Annotated in this window: 20 protein-coding genes, 1 pseudogene and 1 riboswitch; of the genes and pseudogenes, 3 read left to right on the top strand and 18 right to left on the bottom strand. The window is 34.6% G+C overall.

Features of this window, described 5'->3' with window-relative positions:
• Positions 1-31: 31 nt before the first annotated feature.
• The 3 genes from ODZ84_RS22890 to ODZ84_RS22880 all read right to left on the bottom strand — a co-directional run bounded on the left by ODZ84_RS22890 (position 32) and on the right by ODZ84_RS22880 (position 2,569).
• Positions 32-577 carry a peptidoglycan-binding protein LysM gene (locus ODZ84_RS22890; protein WP_266174858.1) on the bottom strand — a complete coding sequence of 182 codons (546 nt, stop codon included), beginning with the start codon at positions 575-577 and terminating at the stop codon, positions 32-34.
• Between the two features lie 923 nt (positions 578-1,500).
• Positions 1,501-1,887 carry a response regulator gene (locus ODZ84_RS22885; RefSeq protein ID WP_266174857.1) on the bottom strand — a complete coding sequence of 129 codons (387 nt, stop codon included), beginning with the start codon at positions 1,885-1,887 and terminating at the stop codon, positions 1,501-1,503.
• Between the two features lie 337 nt (positions 1,888-2,224).
• A complete protein-coding gene (locus ODZ84_RS22880) occupies positions 2,225-2,569 on the bottom strand; it encodes an ATP-binding protein (protein WP_266174855.1) in 345 nt (114 codons plus the stop codon).
• Positions 2,570-2,730: 161 nt separating this feature from the next.
• On the opposite strand from ODZ84_RS22880, the gene ODZ84_RS22875 reads away from it, so the two are divergent.
• Positions 2,731-3,141: a hypothetical protein gene (locus ODZ84_RS22875; protein ID WP_266174854.1), complete on the top strand. Its 411-nt coding sequence runs from the start codon at positions 2,731-2,733 to the stop codon at positions 3,139-3,141.
• 1,035 nt (positions 3,142-4,176) lie between these two features.
• On the opposite strand, the gene ODZ84_RS22870 is transcribed toward ODZ84_RS22875, so the two are convergent.
• Both ODZ84_RS22870 and ODZ84_RS22865 read right to left on the bottom strand, forming a co-directional pair.
• On the bottom strand, positions 4,177-4,800 hold the full coding sequence (locus ODZ84_RS22870; protein WP_266174853.1) for a hypothetical protein: 624 nt from the start codon (positions 4,798-4,800) through the stop codon (positions 4,177-4,179).
• Between the two features lie 356 nt (positions 4,801-5,156).
• Positions 5,157-5,456 (bottom strand): lipocalin family protein, encoded by a 300-nt coding sequence (locus ODZ84_RS22865; RefSeq protein ID WP_266177431.1) that lies wholly within the window; start codon positions 5,454-5,456, stop codon positions 5,157-5,159.
• Between the two features lie 343 nt (positions 5,457-5,799).
• On the opposite strand from ODZ84_RS22865, the gene ODZ84_RS22860 reads away from it, so the two are divergent.
• Entirely contained in the window at positions 5,800-6,282 is a 483-nt protein-coding gene (locus tag ODZ84_RS22860; protein ID WP_266174852.1) for a hypothetical protein, read from the top strand.
• A 456-nt stretch (positions 6,283-6,738) separates the two neighbouring features.
• Here ODZ84_RS22860 and ODZ84_RS23340 read toward each other — a convergent pair whose 3' ends face one another.
• Positions 6,739-8,319, bottom strand: a complete 1,581-nt coding sequence (locus ODZ84_RS23340) for an ATP-binding protein (RefSeq protein ID WP_323136822.1) — start codon at positions 8,317-8,319, stop codon at positions 6,739-6,741.
• A gap of 741 nt (positions 8,320-9,060) precedes the next feature.
• On the opposite strand from ODZ84_RS23340, the gene ODZ84_RS22845 reads away from it, so the two are divergent.
• Positions 9,061-9,282 carry a hypothetical protein gene (locus ODZ84_RS22845; protein WP_266174850.1) on the top strand — a complete coding sequence of 74 codons (222 nt, stop codon included), beginning with the start codon at positions 9,061-9,063 and terminating at the stop codon, positions 9,280-9,282.
• Between the two features lie 89 nt (positions 9,283-9,371).
• On the opposite strand, the pseudogene ODZ84_RS22840 reads toward ODZ84_RS22845, so the two are convergent.
• The 12 genes and pseudogenes from ODZ84_RS22840 to ODZ84_RS22785 form a co-directional block, all read right to left on the bottom strand.
• Positions 9,372-10,545, bottom strand: a pseudogene (locus tag ODZ84_RS22840) (IS3 family transposase).
• 310 nt (positions 10,546-10,855) lie between these two features.
• Complete coding sequence (locus ODZ84_RS22835; protein ID WP_266174849.1) at positions 10,856-11,218, bottom strand: hypothetical protein; 363 nt, start codon at positions 11,216-11,218, stop codon at positions 10,856-10,858.
• Between the two features lie 65 nt (positions 11,219-11,283).
• Positions 11,284-11,865 carry a hypothetical protein gene (locus tag ODZ84_RS22830; protein ID WP_266174847.1) on the bottom strand — a complete coding sequence of 194 codons (582 nt, stop codon included), beginning with the start codon at positions 11,863-11,865 and terminating at the stop codon, positions 11,284-11,286.
• 937 nt (positions 11,866-12,802) lie between these two features.
• On the bottom strand, positions 12,803-13,648 hold the full coding sequence (locus ODZ84_RS22825; protein ID WP_266174845.1) for a CheR family methyltransferase: 846 nt from the start codon (positions 13,646-13,648) through the stop codon (positions 12,803-12,805).
• Entirely contained in the window at positions 13,649-14,062 is a 414-nt protein-coding gene (locus ODZ84_RS22820) for a response regulator (protein WP_266174843.1), read from the bottom strand.
• A 57-nt stretch (positions 14,063-14,119) separates the two neighbouring features.
• Complete coding sequence (locus ODZ84_RS22815; RefSeq protein WP_266174841.1) at positions 14,120-17,743, bottom strand: response regulator; 3,624 nt, start codon at positions 17,741-17,743, stop codon at positions 14,120-14,122.
• A gap of 4 nt (positions 17,744-17,747) precedes the next feature.
• The gene (locus ODZ84_RS22810) at positions 17,748-19,208 is read right to left on the bottom strand and encodes a hybrid sensor histidine kinase/response regulator (protein WP_266174840.1); all 1,461 of its coding nucleotides are present in this window, start codon (positions 19,206-19,208) and stop codon (positions 17,748-17,750) included.
• 553 nt (positions 19,209-19,761) lie between these two features.
• A complete protein-coding gene (locus ODZ84_RS22805) occupies positions 19,762-20,202 on the bottom strand; it encodes a hypothetical protein (RefSeq protein WP_266174838.1) in 441 nt (146 codons plus the stop codon).
• Positions 20,203-20,605: 403 nt separating this feature from the next.
• On the bottom strand, positions 20,606-21,205 hold the full coding sequence (locus tag ODZ84_RS22800; protein ID WP_266174836.1) for a phosphatase PAP2 family protein: 600 nt from the start codon (positions 21,203-21,205) through the stop codon (positions 20,606-20,608).
• Between the two features lie 84 nt (positions 21,206-21,289).
• The gene (locus tag ODZ84_RS22795; protein ID WP_266174835.1) at positions 21,290-22,051 is read right to left on the bottom strand and encodes a lipopolysaccharide kinase InaA family protein; all 762 of its coding nucleotides are present in this window, start codon (positions 22,049-22,051) and stop codon (positions 21,290-21,292) included.
• Between the two features lie 20 nt (positions 22,052-22,071).
• Positions 22,072-23,121, bottom strand: coding sequence for a glycosyltransferase family 9 protein (locus ODZ84_RS22790; protein WP_266174834.1), 1,050 nt, complete (start codon positions 23,119-23,121; stop codon positions 22,072-22,074).
• A 979-nt stretch (positions 23,122-24,100) separates the two neighbouring features.
• Positions 24,101-24,562: an Lrp/AsnC family transcriptional regulator gene (locus tag ODZ84_RS22785; protein ID WP_266174833.1), complete on the bottom strand. Its 462-nt coding sequence runs from the start codon at positions 24,560-24,562 to the stop codon at positions 24,101-24,103.
• A gap of 201 nt (positions 24,563-24,763) precedes the next feature.
• Positions 24,764-24,948, top strand: a riboswitch (cobalamin riboswitch).
• Positions 24,949-25,080: the final 132 nt, after the last annotated feature.

The following is a 25,080-nucleotide window of genomic DNA, read 5'->3' as shown; positions in this document are numbered from 1 at the left end:
AGGGATTCTATAAAATTGCTGGTTATTTTTATTATAAGGCAGTCGCAGTATACGTTACCGTTTGTGTATATGTTCCGGCCGGTTTTCCTAAAATATCAGAAGAAGATGATTTCGCAGCCGGGATGGTATAATCCAGATTCAGGGTTAAGGCGCTTCCAAGGGGAGCATTGGCCACTAAAGTCTTATCTGTTGCTGATAAAACAACAACGTTTTTTGTTCCGCCCATAGTTCCGGCAGCTGCTGAAGCTTTGATGGTCAAAACATCTACCGGGATTGAGTTGGTTCCGTTTACGAAGTTTGCCCCGCCTGCTTTTACTTTTACATTAAAATTCTTTGTTGAAGTAACTTTCAAAGCATTGGCTTGGGCCACTGTTTTTTCCGAGTTATAATCCGCAGCAGTAGCATAGTTAAAGGCAACTGCACCACCACTTGCAGTACTGCCAGCGTCGATAGAGATTACATCATTCAGGGTAATGCTTACGGTGGTGGTTGCGGTCGTATTCTGAGCCTGAATATTATTAGTCCCTAATATGATTGCTACAATAGTTAAGGCTGCGATGGCGATTTGATTTCTCATGACATTAATATTTGATTTTTATTCTTATCTAATTATCCTCTTTTTGAACACTACAAAGCTACAGCGGTGATAAAATTTTCTTTGTAGTAGAAAATGGAAGTTCATGTAGTAAAATAACTACACGGATTAATAATGGAAAAGTCCTCAACACTTTCTAAGTATTAAGGACTTATTTAAAAATTAGTGTTTACGTACGATGCTGTGGCAGTATAAGGTATTTTTGAGTATAATCCTTTTCAGACAAAATAGAATAGGCGATATTTAAGATTGTTTTTCTCCTGAACTTGCATTACTACCAGTAATGGATCAGCGTTAGATAAATCAACCTCATTCAGGGTTCTCGTTAGAGTTCCACCCACAGTTACAGTGTTTATAATCTAAATTATTACGTTAAACTTATTTCTCTTCAAACTCTAAGGTTCTGTCCCGCACCTTGTTCATAAAATGAACAGACGATAAGATTTCAATTTTCCGGATAACTTCTAATTTTAGATCCTTTCTTTCTTTTTATATAATCCACTTCAACTGATAATTAAAAAACAGGGATCGTAAAATAAACTACGATCTGTTATCTATTAATAAAACAGTGAATTATCTAAAATTTGTTGAGGGGCATACGCTTACGGATCCTTTGCCTGATGCACTATAATTGCAATTGAAAAGAATTCATGAGTATCTCTTATATAATTATTACTTTCTACCTTTACACCTGCAGCAGATAATTTACTAGCTAATATTTTATTATCTTCATTCCAAGGATCAATGTGATTGAAAACTAATTCAATTTTAACATTATACGTCGTTTTTTGAGACCGTTCTTAACCGACGCTTTCAAATTTAGCATTATCTTAATGTAAGGTAGTATCACCTACTGAACATTCAGCAAGTATCAGTATGATGAAATGAAATTATTTTATTTAATCCTAAATTGATTCAGATCTGTTTATTCTTATCAATGATCGAATCACAGAAGCAAGATTATCAGCATCAAAGGGTTTTTCTATAAAACCATCTGCTCCGGACTTAAAAGCAATTTTATGTGCATCTATTTCAGCAGGAAACAGCACAATTGGTATATGTGCCAGTTGAGGCATTTGTTTCATTTGTTTAGCAATTACATTTCCCGGCAAGGGCATCCTGATATCCACAAGCATTACATCCGGCTGCTCCTTAAGAGCCTGATCAATTAGTTTGTTACTATCAATTTGAGTAATCACTTTAAAGCCTTCATACTCTAAAAGCATGCTGGTTATATCCAATATATCGTAATCATCATCACAAACTAAAACTTTATAAAGGCCACTATTCATAAGAATTTTGAAGCAATAAGTATGCCTTCAGATCAATTTTCAACAGGATCTCCAATTAGAAATTACTTCCTTCTCCCAACATACTTTCTAATTTCTCCCCGATTTTCCCACCATGAAGCTTTGATCATCCCGGCATAAGTATAAGCCTGTACCAAAGCCTTTTGTGTTTATCATATGTGCCTTTAGCGCATACAACCGGTAGAATACATACGGAAGATCTTTGGCCGGACAACCATGCCTTCAAGCAGGCGTGTATCTGTTTATTAAAGGTCATTACGGAAACATGAATATTGCTTATTTGCTGAATATTTCACAGCATTATCAATGAAATCAATTATTAGCTGATCAATTTTATCTTTATCCACGTGAACAGGGGTATGGTTCTAACCTGATGATAAATTATGGTATATGTGCCTATTGTAGATAGTGATTCCGATTCTGCGGCATTGACCAAATCCGCCATATCAAACAGCTTGTAATCAATCTCTATTTTTACTTTACCAAAGTTCGCCAAATCTATCTGCCTGGCGTCTGGCTTTTTATACAATATTATACATGAAATCATTATTTTCTTCTTAACTTTTCTTTCCAGTAACTGCAGGTAACCGTTCATTAAATTTAGCGGCGAACGCACCTCGTGGCTGACAATGCCAATACAGTCAATCCAGCGCTGCTTTTCCATCTTTTGCTCAGTAATATCAATATGGAGCCGATAATACGAACAGGCATTCCTTCAGAGCTAAACAAGCTCTTTCCGATAGCCCTTATCAACCCTACAGAGAATGTGAATATAAATATTAAGGTGAACTAAGGATATAACAAAATTTTCCTAATTTTATTTATATGAAAACAAATCGTATATATTTTTATTTTTTGTATGTTGGAATGATTTTCTTAGTATCATCCTGCCAGCCAACTGATAAAAAAACACCTGCAATCTCACAGAAAAAAGAAAAATCGTCTAAAAACAACGAAGATATCGCAATTGACCAGGTAATGTCACTCCCTGAAATAAAACAGGAAAATGCTGAGGTGGAAAAAGACAGTGAAGATAAAAGGCACCTATCAGGCTATGTGGATACCTTACCAACCCCTAAAGATCCATATTACCGGGTGAATATTGTAGAAGATAATGGCGATAGCTATGTTACCTATTATACATTCGCTGTAGATAATAGGGATCTTCATATTGAATATTATGATCCGTTACAGGATTCCCTAATCTCTGTCGAACAATGGAGAAAACTATTTTGATGAATGAGAATTAAGATCAAATCTTTTTTCTTTAATCATAAACCTGTTTAAACTTTTTTAAGGAAAGAATTCCTGAAAAATTAGCAATTTAGAGTTGCAAAAAAAAACAATTAAAATTCTGGAACTCATTAGCAAAGATAAATTGGAAAAATGCACTTTATCTTATTTAAGCACAGACAAACGAGGATTTTCTACGAGATTTGATTTAGGAAAAATCTTAAGCTCATTATCAAACGATTGAAGACAGGCTGCCAATGGCGCGAATTGAGTGTCAAAGAATATTTTTCCAAAAGAAGATATGCTGGCAATTGGTTTATTAATACTTTAATAAATGAAGCAAGGATGGTTCTTTCAGGCGAATCTTTGTTTCTCTGCTTTATCACAATAAAAGGAAACTTGACCTTTCGAGTGTTCAACTCAATAGAAGTCAAACCCGAAGCAAACAGGGAGGAGAATCAGTAGGCTATTAGGGAAGAAAATCATCCAGGACCAGTAACTGTATTTTCCTTTGTGATAACCAAGGGCAGATGATTTCAATGGGAGATCCAATAAGCGGGGAGCATCATGATTTATATAATATTAAAGAAAATTTAGATGAGATTCTGGGTCTTCTAAATGATGCTGATATTAGAGTGTAAAGGATTATTTCTTAATGCAGACTCCGGTTTTGACGGTAAAAACTCAGAGACATTCTGGGATAAAAAAGAAGATTCAAAATAGAAAAAGCAAATGCCTAACTTAATCGTTTCAAAGCCCTGTCAGTGAGGCTTTAAACTTTAAATGTGACTTAGAAAAATCTACATTATCTGGCTTTCTCTATTTTGTTTCTTAAGAAAATAAAAGTTTAAACAGGTTGATAATTTATTAGAATTAATTTTGACCGATTCATTTTTTAAACCTTCTTTTTTATTGCAAGCTAGCGTAATGCTAATTATAGAAATAAAAATGCAGATGAGAACGTTTTACATCGGCTGTGAAATTTAATACGGATAAAAAAAACAATAATGCGGGTACTCCCATCTGTTTTAAATAACGTTATTTTGTCGTTTTGGTGTATTCAGACCACTTTCCCTGTATATCATCTTTTACTAAAATTTTGCCGGTGTTCGGATTCACTTTCAGTTTCCAGAGCAGGGTATCCCGTTTATGATTTGTCGTGCGGTTGGCAAAATAATCTACCAGGAAGTAATCGTTTTCTGTATCGGGCACCCATTTTATTCTGGGATAATTGTCTTTACCCAACAGGGGCGCTTGGTCTTTACTGAATTTTTTCAGGCTTTCTTCAATACTTTTTGACCGTGCAGCAAAAGTCTGTATTTCCAGAATTATGCTTTCAGGAGTAACTTTATGGTACTTTTTAGCCAACACAGTAAACAGACTGTCGTTATGTCTGGCTACAGATTTTTGCAGTCCCTCTGTTATTTCGCAGCCTGCCACTGCATGTACTCTAACCCCATACTTAGCATAAATATGGGTTTCTGCTTCTGAATAATAAATTTCCAGTGGCAACCCATAGGTCTGAAAAGTGAGTGTATCGGTCTCTGTATAATTCACTGTAAGTAAAGCAGGCTTTTTTTCTTGTTTGCCTTGGCAGGTTGTAATTACAAAGGATACTATGAGGATAAATATCAGTATTTTATATAGTTTTTGATTTTTCATAAAACAAAATGTTGACAGAATTAGTTGTCATTCGAAAACCTTATCTCCTACTTGCAATTTTATTATCGAGAAGGTATATCAGTGTTCTTCTAGGTATTTTTTCCATCTCGTATATTCACCCTTTTTAAATTTTAATATCATTTATTTTCTGAGTTTCTTTTTGATTTAAAAATGGCTAGCCACGATTATATCAAACATTTCAGATTATTTTAGTATTCAAAATACAACATAGGTATTTAACAAAGATAAAATATAAATTCCACTTATCAGTTGGGAAGTATTATATAGGGTGTTGATGATAGTTATTTACGCAAATAGTATACTGTTTTATCTTCAACACCATCAACATTTTGATCTTAATTATCATATAAAGACATGACCAATTCGTTATTATTCAATCTTTCGACCTTATAAATCTCGGTATGCGATGAATTGGATCTTTTGGTTACTACCGTCTGCGCTGTCTGGTCGTAATTATAAAGGCCGGCATCTTCATAATCAAACAGGCATTGATTATTTTGCTCCAGAAAGTATCTAATTGCATACTTTCCGTCATTATTGAATTCAAAAGTTATGTTGGCATCACAGCCTACTAGTGTTTCAGAATATAGAATAGTATTAATTTTGCTCCCTGAAACCACTTCGACTTTAGATATTTTCCAATTTGATACTATAGGTTATATTATTTTCCTTATCATCATTTTTGCATGAGACTAATAACAGACCTAAGGTAGCTAATAAATATATTTGTTTCATTTTATTATAAATTGATTTATATGTTTGTCATAACAACTTAAATACCAAATTTATATTACCTTAGTGATTTTAGGTTTTTCAACTAAATTGAGATCTTAACATATTCTAAATGCTTATAAATTATTATTTCTATACTAGGTCAAGCTCATAGGGAAAATCAATAAAATTTGCGCAAAATATGCTATTTTTAAGTTTTGAAATTCCTTAGTGACCGTAAACTGTTCGCTTGCAAATCCTAATCTTATGAGATATAAGTATTTAACAATTATCGTTTTCTTTCTACTGACACCACAAAATTTATACTCTCAAAAAATTAAAGTTAACTGGTCTCAAAAAATTAGAGGCAGTTTTCGCTTTGCATCAAAAGACAAAACCTTAAGAGGTGAAGCTTCAGCATATGAATACTTTAAATGCGAAAAAATTATTGTTACACGTAAAGGCAATATTATCCACTTTGAAACCGTTCCAAATGCGTCAACACATTCTGTCCTTATATTTACTCTTAAAGGTGACTATATCATTGATCCTAAAATAGAGGTTAACAGTATTGTACTTGGTAATAAAAAAACATTTTTAGTTAAAAAGGGTTTTTTCGAGATAGATGAAAGGGCTTTTAAAAAAAACATCATAAAAGCAAACTTTAATTTTGATTTTGGTACTTTCGAAAAAAATAATAAAAAAATGTTTTGGAAAGGGCAGATTTATACTAAAATAAAACTGTATTAATCAAGCTAAAAATTACTGACAAATTATATTATTTTTTGAGATTTAACGGTCGAATCGGTTTTCGTTTTGAAGTTCTTTAAGTAAAACTGTAGCTCTGAGAAACTATAATCAAAGTTTTGATTATTGTCTATATCAAATATTTTTACTCCTTTTTTTACAGATTTCACGTTTTTGATTATCTAAAATTGTGTTTTGCTAAGCCTTCTTTTCCTCCAAAAAGATTTATCGGTTCCAAATGTTGAATCCTATTATACTCTATTTCAACATTTAATTCTATTATATATATCTCGAATCTTTGACCATATAGCAATTTAGAAGAATGCTGGCCTACGATTCTGTTAATCGGAAATTCGGAAGTTTGCAGATTTAGTAAATACTTTCCACAACAGAACTTTCAAGTTCATCAAACCCCTTTTCTTGACGAATATGATCAAGTCGTAGTTTTAGAAATAAGGATTATTCCGTGAAAATAGGTAGAGTAAACCAGAATGTGCTTCCTTGGCCTTCAATACTTTCTACTCCGATCTGTCCATTGTGTCTTTCAATAATTTCCTTACAGATATATAAGCCTATCCCTAACCCCTTTTTATTTTTCATGGCCTCACTTTCTACCCTGTAAAAACGGTCAAAGATAAAAGGTTGGTCTTTTAGAGGAATGCCCATTCCCTGGTCTTTAACATACACATACGCCATACTATCCTTCGTTATACAGGCCACATTGATCATAGAACCATTTGGAGAATATTTTACGGCATTATTAATAAAATTAAGAAGGACCTGTTCGATCTTGTCCTGATCGGCTTCCACCGGAGTGAATTCTACCGGAGCAAATACCACTTGGTGAGAAGTAATGGTAGCCAGCGATTCTTCTTTAGCGATACGGACCAGATATGCCATATCGAACCGGGTTTTGTTGAGACGTATTTTACCTTCACCCAAGCGTGCTACATCCAAAAAGCCGTTAATTAAAGCCTCCATTCGTTTTATCTGATTGTCAATTTTAACCACATTGTCAGCCAGCATTTCATCATTGTTCTTGTTAGCAGCTCTTTTCAGTATATAAGCGTACGCCTTGATGGCTGTCAATGGATTCCGTAATTCATGGCTAACCATACCGATAAAATCACTCCGGCGCTGCTCATCCAGCTTCCTTTCGGTGATATCAGTAGTCGTTCCGGAAAAATGGGAAAGATCCGGATTTTCGGGATTTGTATAAAGATGGCCGGTAGCATTTACCCAGCGAAGTATCTTATCGTGGTAACCTATGATCGGGTATTCCATTTCATAGGGATCCCCATTTGTAATAGATTTCTCCACTGCATTAGTGGCTTGCTGACGATGGGAGTCTGCAATCTGGCTTACCGCCGCATCATATGTCATTTCTTCATCAGGATAAAACCCGAACAACTCCTTTAGCCTTGGAGATGGTAAAAACTCTCTTGTCCGCGCATTAATATACCAGATTCCCAGATTAGCAGCAGAAATCGCTGTCTGAAGGTTAAGGTTGGTCTGTATAATTTGCTGATTAGCCTTTAGTAAGTCCGCATTGTTTTTCCTGAGGCATAACTTATTCATCACCTGACGTGTGAGCGTGCGAAGTGCTTTCTGCTGAATATCATTTAAAAGCCTGGGCCTGTGATCAATTACACATAAAGAACCAAGGGCATAACCTTTTTCATCCAAAAGCGGCATACCGGCATAAAACCTGATGTCGGGGCTGCCAGTAACCAGCGGGTTATCCTGAAACCGCGGATCATGCCGGGCATCCTCAACCTGCATCAGGTTTTCAGGATTCTGTATGGCATAGGAACAAAAGGAATGGCATCGTTCAGTCTGATTTGCTTCAAGACCATAATGAGACTTGAACCACTGCCGATCTTTATCTACAAAACTGATCAGGGCAATAGGAGTGTCGCAGATAGCAGATGCCAGTTCAGTTAGGTCATCATAATCCTTTTCCTCAGCTGTATCTAAGATGTGGTAGGAACGGAGAGCAGCCAATCTTTTCTGTTCTTCTACAGAATTTGCATCAGCCATAATTATGCTTGGGATAATACTATCTCTAGTTAAAATAGTGTAGCAAAGGTATAAAAATTTACCGTTCATTTGTCTAGTGATTTCAACTTCTGGTCAAATCAAGCAAATCTTTTGTACCTGTTATGCCGGCCACTGGGTAACATGGTTAATTGACGGGGCCGATAAGCGTAAAGACCATCAGGAAGATTTTCTCACTCCATGGAATATCAATGAGTGCTCATGGCCGATGCAAACCCCATGAGATATTCTTCAACAATGTGGATTTGAAGACTTGCAACCGTAAGGATAAAAAGAGGAAGAATAATTCTGGGTTCCACAGGATTTTTTAAATACGCTATCTAAAAAGAAATCCCGAAGCAGAAACACGATCATTTATCAAGAATGATAAATTGACGTTTTATGATGATCATGGAGTATCTGGCGGAAGCATTATTGCTAGATTGTTCCAAAAAATTACATCCCGGATATTATAAAATTTAAAGATAAACCAGTAATTCCCATTGGTGTAGTAGGACAAGTAACATGAACCCATCTGGACAAATGCAGGTCCTCTATAATCATTTAGAAAAACAGTGTACAATAATTTTCAATATACCTCATTCAACTTTTTTTTGGTTTAAATGATTAGCTATATTAATAAATGACGATGTATTTCCTAGAGATGAGAATATTTAAATGATGATTAATTACAATTTATGTACAATATTTGCTATATTTTCATCAACCAAATACATAATAAATATGCATTTTATTGATTTTAAAAAAGAACATTTTAATCACAATGAAAAAACAGAAAGTTATTTCATTCAAATTTCAAAAGAAGAAATAGGATCCTTTGATATTGAAGTTTTAGAAAAACAGAATGATGAAACTTACTCCAAAACAGATTGTGAAATTCTTGATGAAGTAAACAAAATTACTATTAAGATGAAAAATCCTCAAGATATCAGAGTTAAGTTCTAAATTAAAAGAGTCCGTCTCATGACTAGTTAAAACGGACTCTATTTATGATTTATCTAGATTGGATATGCAAATAAAAATTCCAGTATCAGTTAAGCTACATTTTGATAGGTTTTGTTTTGATTGTTAAATTCTTCTATTGTTTGGTAATTCAGGGTGCTGTGACGTCTTTTTTTATTGTACCAGACTTCGATGTATTCGAAGATTTCCAGTTTCATCTTTTCTTTTGTAATAAGCTTGTTTCCATAGATGAGTTCTGTTTTTAGCGATTTGAAAAAGCTCTCAGCTACCGCATTATCCCAGCAATTTCCTTTGCGACTCATACTTCTTGTTACTTCATAAAATTTCAAAGTATTTGTAAATTTCCTGCTCGCATATTGAATGCCCCGGTCAGAATGGAAAATTAATACATCTGCTATTTTCCTATTTCCAACAGCCATTTTCCAAGCTGCAAGGCTTGTTTCTTCGGTGCTCATCCCATTACTCAAACTCCATCCGATTATTTTTCGGTCATATAAATCAATGACTGTTGTGAGGTATAAAAATCCTTCCTTGGTCTGAATATAAGTAATGTCTGAAACCCAAGCCTGCACAGGTTTCTCTGCAATGAAATTCCGGTTCAACAGGTTTTCTACTACCAAATAATTGTGTTTTGAATTGGTTGTCACTTTAAATTTCTTACTTAGCTTACTTCTCAAACCCAGCTCCTTCATATATTTTGCAACAGTGATTCGGGATATTTTATATCCTAATGAATTTAATTCAAACCTAATTCTGGGGCTTCCATAGCGTTGTTTTGATGAAAAATAAATTGAAGTTATCTGCTCTTTTATTTTTTCTTTCAAAAGCAATTTCTTGCTAAAGGACCTGTTTTTCCATTTATAATAACCACTGGAACTCAATTTTAAAACATGACACATCTTTTCAATCGGGAATATGGATTCATTATTATTATAAATTCATATTTCATCGACCGCTCTTGGAGAAGATGCCGATTGCTTTTTTTAATATATCACGTTCCAGTTCTGCATCCTTAAGCTTTTTCTCTAATTCGTGGATTTTTTCCTGTTCGGGTGTTAGTTTTAAATTCCCATTTCCCGGAAAACTGCCTTCTCCAAACTCTTCATACTCTTTACGCCATTTATAGAGTAGTGTAACTGCAATTCCGAGTTCTCGTGCGAGTTATGAGATGTTAGTTCGCTCATTGCTCAGTTGAGCGGCTTTGGTTTTAAAAGCTGGATCGTATATTTTTCGCTCTTTTTTCATACGTTAAAATTAAGGTTTTATGCTTAACTTTTACTGGACGCTAAGTTAGTATATCCAGTGGTTCAGTAAATATTAAGGTTACACGCGAAAAGATATATGCAAGTTTACATATCCGTCTCGGATATGATTAAATCCACAATGCCAAGTGTTCAGTGCCAGATGCAATTATCATGACCGGAGCATGAAATAATATCAATGATTTCACCAAAGTAAAGGATTTAAGCCTATTTACTTAGCAGTTTTTAATAGATAACCAATGCTGGAATTAAAAATCTATATAGGCTGTACCCATCCTCAACCGAGTCTGCCGTTATATTTTATAGATGAACGCATTTGGTACTATGATATCATTGAAAGTAGTTCCATGTAAAGCGATGGGTCCTATACCTTCTGTAGATATTCTCTCGTTAATAATTTGGACGACCGGATGATTATCGCTGCTGACAAAAACCACATTATCCTTATCGAAACTGTAGTTGTCCTGCTGGAAAATGATTTCGAGAAGTTTTTCGTAAGATTCTAATAATGGCAAGGTCAAACTTTTAATACCAAATACAAGTTGTGGCTCATAATTACTGTCCATCCACAACACTGTGTCAAATAGATGATCTTCCTTCTCAAATTTTTCTAAAAGTAAAAAACCGTCCTTTTTCATTTCATCTGAAATATTCATACTTTCAATTTTATAATTAATGGTTAAATAATTAGCCGAGTGATGGGTTAGTGAATGAAGGTAAACTATTGGTGAACATCTGTAAGCCCCTTAATAAGAAAATACCATTGTAGTTTTGCCATTCCTGCCAAGCCACCTGAGGCAGTTAGGAAATTTCTTATTTTGCTCAAAAATGCAGCATTATAATTGATCGTCTCATTTCGTCCAAAAACCCCTACGCGTACCTGTCTTCCTTTTTTCTCAAGAATGAAATTTGATGTAGCCCTTTTACTGTAAAAATGGGCTATATGGGAATTGTTACTATTGGGAGCTCCACAAGGTCTGCACCTCATAAGAACTGATGATGTGTTCTCATACTCGTTTAGACTAAGTCTAGTAATCACAACCCAATCAAAATTGGGTATCAGCGGCAGTTTTATTCTGATTAGGTCTCCGTTTAAAGGTATTCGGTCGACACGATTCCCCAATGAATCCATATGAACAAATTCCGCAGTCATAAATCCAGAGAATTCCTTCCACCTGTTGATTGAAAATAATCGTTCTTTGACCAGTGAAAAAGCAATTTCTGATTTTTCTTCAGAATCAAAGACCTGTATATTCTCCGTATCATGGCAGCCACCAAACTGCTGTCGGGGAATTTCCAACATTATTGTTTTATTTGATGTCTGAACCATTGAGTAAAACTATATCATTTTTTAAAATCTCTTTATGACTGAGGTCATAAACAGGTTTGAACTATTTAAACCTTATTGCTTGATTTTTCTATGCAAACACAACTAACTTAGAAGTTTTTATTTTTGTTATAAATAAGCTTATGCAAAAACTTTTAGCGCTATGGGGAGCGGAACATTTTTGAAAGTTGTTCAGATGACTAATTCGTAGTATTATCATCTTTTTAATAGCTCTTATCCTGATCCGAATTGCAGGAAGGTGGTCATTTGTTATAGGTTCACCTATTGACAATATTATTGTGATTCTCCTCGATACGATCCCAAGTCGTTCTGTAGTTGGAGCCCCCATTTCTTGCAATTATGACTACATTTACTGCGATTGTCTTGCTGCGCTGCTTCCTAAGTTAGTATAAGATGAAAAGCAATTACCTCAACAGTCTTTTAAAGAGCAGAAGAATTATAATCTTTGAAAATGGCCGTTTTATACAAAAAAAATCTGGATAGAGCCTTGCTGCATAAGGAGGACATTATTCAGGAATTAAGAAAGAGTACCCAAACCGACAATCTGAGAGATTTAAAAAATATTTCATCGAACGTTCTGGTGAGATAAGTTTTGTAAAGAAAGAGATCTCCGAACTTATCTGACATTTTAATGAAATTCCACACTTACTGGATAAGTGATATATCGGGAAACATTAAGCAATATCGATTTATGACACTTTGTCATTTGGATAGATTGATAACCTATCAAAATCGAAGATGAGTTCAGTGACAAATTGATTCTATGTCGGAATTTCAGGATATAATCTAAAGTTTACCCTTCAGAAGTTAGTGTCTCGAATCTGAGCAGTTCGTTATAATCCCCCGAATTAGATGCGTTATAAAAGTAGAATTTTTATGGAGATGGTCAGAATTATTTCACCGGTCCCTTTTGACGGTCTACTTTTCTCCATATCTTCTGATCTCCGACCTGTTGGTAGAATTTACCCAATGTAGAAAAGCGCAAGGTTTCTTTTGAACCTAAGGCCAGGTATCCTAAATTCTCTAAACTTGCGTCGAAGAGCTGAAAAACATTTTCCTGCAGATCTTTTTCAAAATAGATCATTACATTTCTGCAGATGATCAGCTGAAAGCTGTTGAATGAGCTGTCTGATACCAGGTTGTGTGTCGATAAGATAAGTTTTTCCTGTAGATCTTTATCAAATCTTACGCCTTCATAATTGGCCGTATAATAGTTTGAAAAATCTTCTCTACCACCGGATAGAATATAGTTTTCAGAGTATAATTTCATCTTACTAAGCGGAAAAATTCCCATTCTGGCCGTCTGAAGCACCGACGGGTTGAGATCCGTACCATAGATAAGGCATTTAGGGTACAGCCCTGCTTCTTTCAGCAGGATCGCTAACGAATAAACTTCCTCGCCGGTAGAGCACCCTGCCACCCAGATTCTGATGAGGGGATATGTTTCCAACTGGGGTAGAATTTCATTCCTTAATACTTGGAAGAAGTCAGGGTCACGGAACATCTCCGTGACATTGACCGTAATCTCCTCGATAAAATGTTTGAGATAATTAGGATCGTTAAGAATGGTATACCGCAATTCTGCAAAACTTGCAAGATGGTCATATAGACAAATACGATTGACCCTTCTTTTAAAAGATGGCCTGCTGTACAACGAAAAATCATAGCCGTAGAGGTCATGTACATCTTTGATCAGAAATTCAATTTCCTCATCTTTTACGATATCGGGATGTAACATTTAAAACAAATTTTCTATGGCTCTTAAAAGCAGATCTACATCAATCGGCTTTTTGACATAATCCTGCGCACCTGCATCCAGACATTTCTGGCGGTCTTCCGGCATCGCCTGAGCTGTAACAGCAATGATCGGGATATGTCGGATAGATGGTGTTTGACGAATGATTTTCAATGCTGCATAACCATCCATATCGGGCATCATCATATCCAGTAATACTACGCCGACCTCCGGATCTTTTTTTAAGATTTCAATCGCTTCCCTGGCCATGGTGGAAGTTTCCATTTGAAATCCCCGGGCCTTCAATGTGAGTCTGAGTGCAAATATATTGCGAGGATCGTCATCCACGATCAAAATCTTCTTTTTCATTATTAGATTCTTATTATTTATTTTTTTATGCCAGATGACCTGGTCCATGTCAAAGCGGCGTGTTAGGAACACGCAGGGAGACGACTATATCGATGGATCGGTACCTTAACTTTGGTATAACCACACTCGCAGCAGCGATAGCAGCTGATCCATATCTACCGGTTTTGTGATATAATCTGAAGCACCTGCATCAATACATTTCTGGCGGTCTCCGATCATCGATTTCGCCGTAACGGAAATAATAGGAAGCCTTCTGAATTTCTCTATCTTTCTGATCTTCTCAATCGTTTCGTAACCGTCCATATTAGGCATCATCATATCCATTAGGATCACATCCACATCGGGATGTTCTTCAATCTTTTTCAATGCCTGAATACCGTCCATCGCCACAATCACCTCCACTTTATATTTCTCCAGGGCTTTGGTCAGGGAGAAAATATTTCGAACATCGTCATCCGTCACCAGAATTTTTTTGCCACTCAGGACTTCCGTCAGTGATCCCAAGGTTTTATCCCGTATGTCCTCTGACGAACTGCTCTTTTCTTCCACCAAGTGCAGGAACAGACCCACCTCATCTAAGATCCTCTGATATGAATGTGCGGTCTTGACGACAATGGAATCAGCATATTGCCTGATCTTTAATTCTTCGGAATTCGTTAAATTTTGCTCGGTGAAAATTATGATCGGAAGATTTTCCAAACCGTCATAGCTTTTTATAGATTCAATAATTTTATAGGCATTCCTCCTGTTATCCCCGATGTCGAAGATCACGCAGTCCACCCTATCCTCATTAAAAGCATTAACGCTGTCTTTGACCGTATCCTCGACCGATAACATGATATCAAAATTGCTCAGAAAATAAGACAGCGCACTGGCATGCTTCGCATTTTCTTCAACAATAAGGACCTTTCGTGGAGATTTTTTTAAAGCGTCTTCGATCTTTCTGAAAACATCGGTCATCTGTTCCATGGCCACAGGTTTGTTGATAAAATCAATGGCACCTTTCATCAGGCTCTCCTTCTTTACGTGAAGTGACGACATCATATGCACCGGAATTGATCTGGTTTTAGGATTAGATTTAAATTCTTCCATCACTTGCCACCCATCCTTTACAGGAAGCTGAATATCAAGTAAAATAGCATTTGGATGGTATTCCATTGCGGCTGACAGTGCCTGATCACCTCTTACTACCACTACGCCTTTATAGTTTTGCATTCTGGCAAATTTTAATAATGCCCTGGCAAAATTCGTATCATCCTCAACGATAAGAATTACTTTGTCATCTTTTGAAATACTGTTTCTGTCATCTTCCACATCTTCCGGTATTTCCAAATGATTGAAAAACGATGTCACATTACTTTCATCATAATTAATAGTATTTTTGATCTCTTCTACATTTTCTACAATAACATCGATTAGATCCTGATCCGAGTTCATGAGTAAACCGGTCTGACTTTCTTTTACACTTTCACTGATGGGAATGGTCAGGCTAAACTCACTTCCTTCATCGACTTTGCTTGTCAGATCTAAACGTCCTCCTAATAATTTGGCAATTTCGCGGCTGATCGACAATCCCAAACCAGTTCCGCCAAACTTGCGCTGCGTTGAACCGTCGGCCTGTTGGAATGCCTCAAAGATAATTTTCTGTTTGTCTTCCGGAATTCCGATTCCCGTGTCTTTTACAGAGAAAACAATAAAATCTTTATTTGCAGTATCTCTTCTAATGGCTAATGCAACGCTTCCTTGTTTTGTGAATTTTAAGGCATTGGACAGAAGATTCCTTAAGACCTGGTCCAAACGTAAACGGTCTGTTTCAAGATTTTTTTCCAGTGCATCCTCGATGCTGACATTGAATTTAATCCCTTTATTGTTAACCAACGGATCCATTAAATTTTTCAGATCTTTGACAACCTCACTGATCTGCACTGCTTCATATTCCAGAGACATCTTTCCTGATTCAATTTTAGCCAGATCTAAGATCTCGTCGATCAAGGTCAGTAAACTGCTTCCTGCACTCTGAATTACCTTTGCCGACTCGATCTGATCATCATTGAGGTTTTCTTCGGGATTTTCAGCCATCAGACGGGACAACAATAGGATTGAATTTAATGGTGTGCGCAATTCATGGGACATATTGGCCAGAAACTCGGATTTGTACTGTGTGCTCAGGGCCAGTTCCTCGGCCTTTCTCTGGATTTCAATATTACGCTCGGCAATAAGCTGATTTTTCTCTTCCAGTAATTTAGAACGCTCCTCCAATTCCGTATTGGTCTGCATTAGCTCTTCTTGCTGTACCCGCAATTCTTCCTCCGAAGCCTGAAGTTTTTGGGTCTGTGCCTCAAGTTCTGTATTGAGGTTCTCAAGCTCAGAGTGCTGAACCTGAAGTTCCTCTGATTGCGCCTGGGTCTCCTCCAAGAGGCGCTGCTCTTTTGCACGCCCTCTTGCCGCGCGCAAAGCGATGGCGATATTTCTTGAACATTCAACAAAATAATCAATCTTATCCTGATCAAAATGTTTGTTCGCACTGACCTCTATTACGCCAAAGGTGAGCCTATCCATTATGATTGGGATCAGTAGAATGGCGTGGACCTTTATTGTACTGCTCGCAAAGGTGGCTACAAAATCTTTGTGATCAAGATGGTTATAGGCTTTGGCTTGCTTCTGGACAAATGCCTGTCCGACCATTCCTTCCCCGGGATCGAAGGTCTGCTTCATATTTTTTTCAAGACCGGAATAGCTGCTTAGTCTTAATTTTCCGTCATCCATTAGATAGATCGCACCGTTGATGCAGTTGGCATAATCGATGAGTTGATTTAGCGAATCTGAGCTGAGCTCTTTTACAGATTTATTGCCCACCAGAGACTCATTTAACTTAACCAGGCCTGTTTGTATCCAATCACTTTTATTGATCTTATCAAAAGCAGCTTTAAGAGAATCGGTCATATGGTTTAAAGAATCAACAAGATCTCCAAGGTCTCCGTCGTATTCATCTGCAATTTTTTGACTATAGTCCCCATTGGAAACCCGACCTGCCACCTGCTGAATAACATTGACTCGTCTTGAAATCTCAAGATCTTTCGCTTTTAATTCTTTCTCTAATTTATCTCTACGGATCAGGTCATTACGCAGTTTGAAATAGAAAAACAGCGTAACGATGATGGCTGCCAAAGATGAAAAGACAATGAACAGGATGGTGGTAAGAGACGAGCTGTCAAGATCCTTGTTTCTTTTCTCAAGTCGTTTTTCTTCATATTGAACAAAATCTCTGACTATAGTTCTACAGTTGTCCATGTAGTTTTTACCCAACAACATTTCATTTTGGGTGATCAAAATGCCTTTGCGTCTCTTTTCAACAAAGATTTTTATGGTATTTATATCTTTATCAGCATTTTTTTGCAGTAAGTCTAATCTGTCATGTTGTTTATTATCATTTAAATTCACAGATTTTGCACGTACCAATGCTTTTGGATATTCTTGTAAGCTTCGATTGTAGGGCTCAAGGAAATTCTCTTTTCCTGTAAGCTGATACCCTCGATTACCTGTCTCTGCATCGATGAGCGCAATAAGAATATCTTTTACAGCGATCATTGATATGCGGCTCTTGGTCACACTTTCCCGATGCTCCATCTGGTTGCGGATGCTCAAATATGATGCGACTGAACTTGCAATTAATACAAGCAGGGAAAATCCAATTCCGAATTGAAGATTTCTTTTAGTTTTTTTCGGCATACAATTAATTTAACGGTAAGGTAAAATGTTGATTCTTCGTTTTCTTTACTCGCAACACCGATGGTTCCTTTATGTTGCTTAATGAGTTCCGAACAGATATATAGACCGATTCCTCCCTGTAACTCTCAGAAGACTCTTCAACACGATAAAATTTACGAAAAACATCAGTCTGTTTAAATTCAGGAATTCCAATTCCAAAATCGGTGACCCTTACTTTTACTTCGTTGTTTTCTATCCTCGTTCTAACAATCACCTGGTTGCTTTTAGGAGAATACTTCATGGCATTTGTCAATAAATTGATCAGTATTTGCTCTATACGTAAGGGATCAAAATAAATTAAGTGAGTGATATTGATAAAGTCGCAATTGATTCTGACGTTTGAATTATCGTAGGTCTGCATAATGGTATTAATCGTGCTGTTAATCAGTTCTTCCAGATCTTCCAGCTTTTTATTGATCTTAAGTTTTCCATTTTCGATTTTGGAAATATCCAAAAGGTCTGTGATTAAACTATTTAGTTTTTCGATCTGATCCAAAGCTTTTCCGACGAAATCTTTCTCACTATTGTGCGGATTTCCCCCTAGTTTACGAAAGACCAACTGCATATAGGCTTTGATTCTTGTCAGAGGCGTTTTCAGTTCGTGGCTGGCAATGCTCAGAAATTCATCTTTCTCCCGCTCTACCTTTTTCTGGTCATCAATGTCAGTGAAGGTCCCTACGCAGTTTTTTAAGGCACCGTTTTGATAGACTGGTGAAATCCTTAACAGATGATATCTGTAATCCTCTGTAATCCTATTTTTTATACGAACTTCCAGCTCTAGTGATTCTCCCTCTGCTTTGCATCGCTGAAATTCTTTATCAATATTCAGATCAGCTGTATGGGTCTTAGGAAACTTCTGAGCGGAATCAGAATATTCAAACCATTTGCTATTGACGAAATTGATCATATTATTCTCATCTAAAATAAATGCTATTTGTAACAGGGCTTTCAGCATCAGATGAAAATGATCGATCTCCGATTTCATCAAGAGTTGCGTTTCTTTTCTTCTTTTGACCTCTAATTCCAGATTTTGTTGTGTTATCTTCATCGCAAGGCTGGTTTTCTGAAGAAGGTAGAATATCTCAATCTTCAACATGAGGATCTCCGGATCGATAGGCTTTGTGACATAATCGATTCCCCCTGACCTGTATCCTTTGGTAATAAATCTTTTGTCTGCACTGACTGTTGACAAAAATAATATCGGAATTTCCTTGGTCTGGCTGTATCCCTCTAAAGTCTCCGCAATTTCAAATCCACTCATTCCCGGCATCTGAACATCCAAGATAATTAGTGAATAGTCGTTTTTTAGTGCTTTTTCCAAAGCAACTTCACCATTATTTGCAGTATCTATCTGGACACCTTTGGACTCCAGCAATTTCTTGAGAAAATAGATATTGTTTTCATTATCATCAACAATTAAGATCATAGAATACTCTTGACTTGTTAAAAGTTTAAATTTATATTAAGCTAGCAAAAATACTCACAAATTTTCAGAAGAAAATCATTTATTCAATCTGTTTCTTCCCAACACAGATATTTAACTGTATTACTCATTATGTTCTCATCAGTGGATTATCGACCAACCCTTTTTATTTGTCTGTTAGTATCAAACAGACGACCAGGCGGTCAGGTGATTCTTGAAAATCTCTACTTTTAAATGATCCTGGTTTTGGGAATAGGTCAATTATCAAATAAAAAAATCCCCTTAAATTAAGAAGATTTTCAAAATCGAATATTTATTATGAGGACGATATTCGCATTAAAACAATATTTCGTGATATGGTTATTTAATCTTTGCAATAATTATACCAAATACAAAGAGATTTATTTAATGTTTGAACAGTTCATAATGTGAAATTTTACTTACTTCATTTGAGCAATAAAAGTAGAATTATTTCCAATACAAAAAACTACCAAGTAGAATTCATCTAGATTTCAAAATATTAAGGGATAAAATAAGTTAATATTCTATCATAATTTTACTTATTATTGGCATTTTGATCCTTGAATTCCTGCAAAAACCTATTAGGGGTACAATTTTCAGATAAGTAATCCGAATAGTATACATAAATTGGTGATTTTTGCATATTGCTTTCTTTCGGCAGATAGATTTCGTAGTTATTATTTCTTAAAGTCATAATTATATAAGATTTACCCTTATAAGTTATTTCATAATCTGCTTTACCATTATAACTTTCAACTTTGGCTTTAAATATCTTCCCCGCCCAAGAATGATCGATATCATAAACAGCGATCAGTGCTTCATTGTTTTTTTCGGGGCCATATCGGGCCGTTGTTACAATAATACCTTCTTCGCCTTTAAATGTTTTGCACACTCTTCCCATTTCGACTTGAGCTTTTGCATTAAAACTTATTAAAAGCATAAGAAAAATAATGTTGATACTAAGTAAATTTTTCATGATTTTTTGTTTTAGTGGATTATCAGATGCAATATACTAATTATATTTAAAGAGTCAAGAACCATGGAAAACTTAAAGATAAATCTTCAACTTACATTCAACAGTGCAGGATTCATATTATTTGTTTTAAAATAAAAAATACTTAACTAGCTTACATTCCTATATTCTCCAGGATCATAAGAATATATTACAATACCAGCAGAAAAAAAATAATTCTCACATATTACCATAGTTTATAATACGTTTAATTTTTTTAAATAATGTCCTGATACAAGTCTGACTATTAAAACACCATTTGTTTATAGATTCAAATAAATCATTTCTTAAGTCTATAACTATAAAAGTAATATTCTTCAAATTCATCACTAATTTTTCAATAATTGCTAATCATTGTACCGTTCGATTAAATGTAATAATTTATTTTATTAAAATTTTTAGTTTTAAATATAGATTTAAATATGATCCAGATAAGACAGCCTGCAAGAATACCTACAAGCGCGCCACCAAGGATATCAAATGGATAATGCACACCATTGTAGATTCTACTGTAAGAAACTAGCAAAGCCCAAAAAAGTAAAATAATTTTGAGCCAATTATACCTTGCGGGTAGTAAGAAGAAAAGAAATGTTAAAAGTCCAAATGCATTGGCACTATGAGATGATACAAAACCATAATTTCCACCTGGACCAGCATCGCTTAAGTGGATAAATGGAACCAAGGCAGGTTCATGAGAAGGCCGCAACCGCTTAATCAAATTTTTCAGAAGCCCCGAGGCTGTTTGGTCACACAAAGTTATGGTAGCCGCAATTGCCAGCAGAATATAAATTGTAAATTTTTTATATAGTCTAATTAAAAAGATTAATAATATCGCATAAAAGGGAAACCAAAACAATTTATCACTCGCCCAAAACATTATGGTATCAAAGAAAGCATTATGTTTTCCATTGATCACTAAAAATAATTCTGTATCAATGCGATTCAAGTATTCAAGAGTTGATTTCATATGATGAAAGTTTTTATGCAATTTCTGAAATTGATTTCATTCTATGATAATTATATTTAATAGTATAATACCGGCTGTTTCTATTTAAATCCTGATAATATATTTATAGAATTTTAAAACTTTTTTTACCTTCCTTTTAAAAAGCATTTTATTTGATGCATCACTTATTTTCTTTAGACAGTATTCTGCTGACGCTCCTGATAACAATGCATATTCCTTGCTTATTATATTCATAATTTCATTATCAAGTGTGAACCTTGCGAAATTTTTAAGTCTTTTATTTATTTCAATATGATCATAAAAATTCATTCTGTTTAAATCAACAATGTAAAAACGATAGACTCCTTCCTCTTTTCTTATTAAAAAGTTTCCTGCAGAATTATCGATAAATTCAATACCGTTTTCATGTAAAGTATACATGAGTGCTGCATATCCTTTAATAATTTCTTCTCTGTCAGGAAAATCCTTATTGGTAAGAATTTCGTTCAACATCAAGGAATTTTCAAGTTGCTCACTCATATAGTAACTTGACGTCAGACCGATAATATCATGATTTTCGATGTAGGCTATCGGGGTTGGAGTATAAAATTTTTTATCTAACAGAAATAATGCGTACTCAAAAGACCTTCTTGCCTTAGATTTTCTATAAAATTTATAAACATGTCTGTTGATTATATTATGCTGTTTGAAGGATTTAAAGTTAATTAAACGGTCACCAATTTTAAAAACTTTAATTACATTCCTATGACCATCACCTATCATCGTTCCGCCATTCTTAAATTTTCTTATTGTAAGAATAATTTCTTCATAATACCGAGAAAATTCATTTGCAAAAAATACCTTCATCTTTAATTTATTAATCTTAATTATCTCTTTTCTAGAATCATGTGAATTAACTGCATCATTTTATCAGTATCAGTATGATTGGTATTTACGGAACAACTCTTTGCATTATATGGTGCGTACTCTTCTTCAGCACTCACAGAAAATAACCCAATTGTAGGAATTCCGGTTGCACTTGCTAAGTGCATCACCCCATTATCGGCTGCGATGAAAAGAGTGACATTTTTAAGAAAACCGCTCATTTCACGAATATCCCGGCTGTAAAAATGAGGAATTGTAAAATTAAGTTTTGATATATTTTCCACAGGTAAGAGCTCAATAATATTATATTCAGAAAAATTCTTTTTTAACTTATCATAAAACTCTTCCCACCATTCTTGAGAATAGCACTTTTCACCTGTAGCATTAGTAAAAAGACAAATTGTATCTTTGCTGTTTTGGACCAAATTCTTTAATTTATCCTTTCCAGCCGAGATCTCACTTTGATCCAAATTTAAATATAAGTCAGGAATCGTTGTTGTAATTTCGTCAAACCCCAGTTTTGATAAATAATCTCTCAGATTATATATCGAATTTTTGGCTAAATGCCTGTAGTCAGAATATTTCACATTTAATGCTTCATTAAAATCACCAAAAACTTTATGTTGGGAGCGCGCAAACAATGTTGATAATCTTCCTGACGAAGATCCTGTTGCTGAGTTAATAACAAGATCATATTTTCTGGTTTTTAATAAAGCCCAGCCCTTTAAATATTGAAATAAGTTACTGAAAGGTTTTTTAGGAAGCTGGATAATCCTATCGATATAAGTGTAGTTTTTAAAAATCGAAGGTGCTATATTACCTTTTACAAAAAGATCAATTTTACTATCCGGAAAAAGAGAATGAACCTCACAAATTAAAGGTGTGATAATTAATAGATTTCCTAAGCGGTGGTTAGGTCTGGTAATCAATACTTTTCTTACAATCAAATCTTTTTTATTGCCTGTTACCGGCTGTGATTTCCCGACATTTTTTGTAAGACGTTTCATTACAGACCTTCTAACGGCATTAATATCTTTTTTAGAAATTTTCATGTATATAAATTAATTTACCCAATTTAAAGAATAAATATAGGCTTTTAATCCAAATTAATTTGTTTTTTTGGATTACAAACATTATAATACATAACATTCTTTAATATCCCTCATTGATTTTTAACTAGGGAACTATTTTCATTAATATATACTTAATAAATTTCTCTACGCCAACTGGCTCGTTTTGAAATTTTAATTGCTGTTGCATAAGGCCCTGACTAAATGTCAATTCTAGCAAATTGTTTTTTAACACTAAGCGATATAAACCGTTGTTGTTTAAAATTTAGTAATTCTGTAGGCGAGCCAAAGTATAAAACTTTTTATTAAATAAAAAATTGCTTAATATTTAATGGAATCTTTGATTCCGCACAGAATTACATTGTTATCAGTATTTTTTATTTTCTTACCGAATCCATATTCCATTTCGCATTTAATTCCATCGCCATTTAAATGGAATCAAATATTATTCTTTTTTCGATTAACATATTTTTCTTGTAGAATTTTAGTTCAATCCTGATAATCAAAAAATTCCTTTTTTTTCATTAAAATCAAATTTAGTTTTCCAATATTTTTCTATTAGAACATATTATAAGTGTAGGTATTTTTCTTTTTATATAAGGATTAAATGTAGTTTCGCCACTACAATTTATATAGAACTAGTATATGATAAACAAATATTTCACCAGTATTCCATTTTTTAACATCTTATATTTAATATGGTCCTGATTATTTTTTTCTCCTGTGTAATTTCTATTCAATCCCTGATTATTTAGACCATTGAACGCAATTCTATTTTTATAGTAAATACTTTTTCTTGAGATTTTTATTGTAAAAGTATTTGCTGGAAGTGATAAAAAATATTCTATTATGCCGATATACCGAGTGAAACTTAAAAAGCCGCGTTTAGCAAATCAACAATCCAAATCTATTTTTTGATCATTCTTTGAAACTTGTTTCAATATATTACTACCTGAAGATATCACATATTCAGACCATGTGAATTTTTCACTTCGGCCATAACAAATGTACTGTGTGTACTTCCAATAGCATCTACACAACCTAATGTATTGAATACAAAGTCCTGATAGTGTTTCATATCTTTAGCCTGCACTTTTAAAAAGAAGTCATAATCACCCGAAATATTGTAGCATTCTACTATTTCATCAATTTTCAAAATTTGCTTTACAAAATCATTTCCAACAGATTTATCATGAATTTTTAATTTGATTTGACAAAGAACCGTAAAACCACGGTTAAGCTTCTCAGCATTGAGAATAGCAGCATATTTCTTTATATATCCTTCATTTTCCAGCCTTTTTACTCTCTCAAAAGCAGGAGATAAGGAAAGACTGATTTCTCTCGCGAGCTCTTTAACTGTTAATTTAGCATTGTTCTGTAACAGCTTAAGCAGCTTAAGATCTTTGTCATCAATATTTTCCACAGTATATTTTTCTTTAAAAAGTAAAACCCATCCAAATATACAGTAATTATTTCTGTATAGTGACAATATATAAAGTATTTTTTTTCTATTTAGTTAAACACTACCCTATTTTTATTCTTTATATTTATTTTTGTCCCAAAATATAATCTAAGTAACAACAGCAATGTTATCGATTATTTTAAGTTGTTAGTTCTTTATATACTTCATCAAACGGTAAAAGGTTTTACTTAAGGTAAATTAATAGGGAATCGTGTGGAAATCACGAGCTGTCGCGCAACTGTAAGTAACACACCAGAAGTTTCTGTCTTTATATATCCACTGCCAAAGCGGGAAGGATCACAGAAATTGTTACAAGTCAGGAGACCTGCCTTTACTAAATTGACAATGCTTTCGCGATCTGAAGTTTTTGGTCAGACAGATGATATATTTTTATAGTACAATTCTATGATCGGAGTTGTGCAATTTACATATGTCATTATTTTTCCGGAAATTTAATATTCGCAGGCAATACGAAGCAT

Source organism: Chryseobacterium fluminis, from assembly GCF_026314945.1.
Taxonomy (GTDB): domain Bacteria; phylum Bacteroidota; class Bacteroidia; order Flavobacteriales; family Weeksellaceae; genus Chryseobacterium; species Chryseobacterium fluminis.
This window is presented reverse-complemented; position numbering and strand designations above follow the sequence as displayed.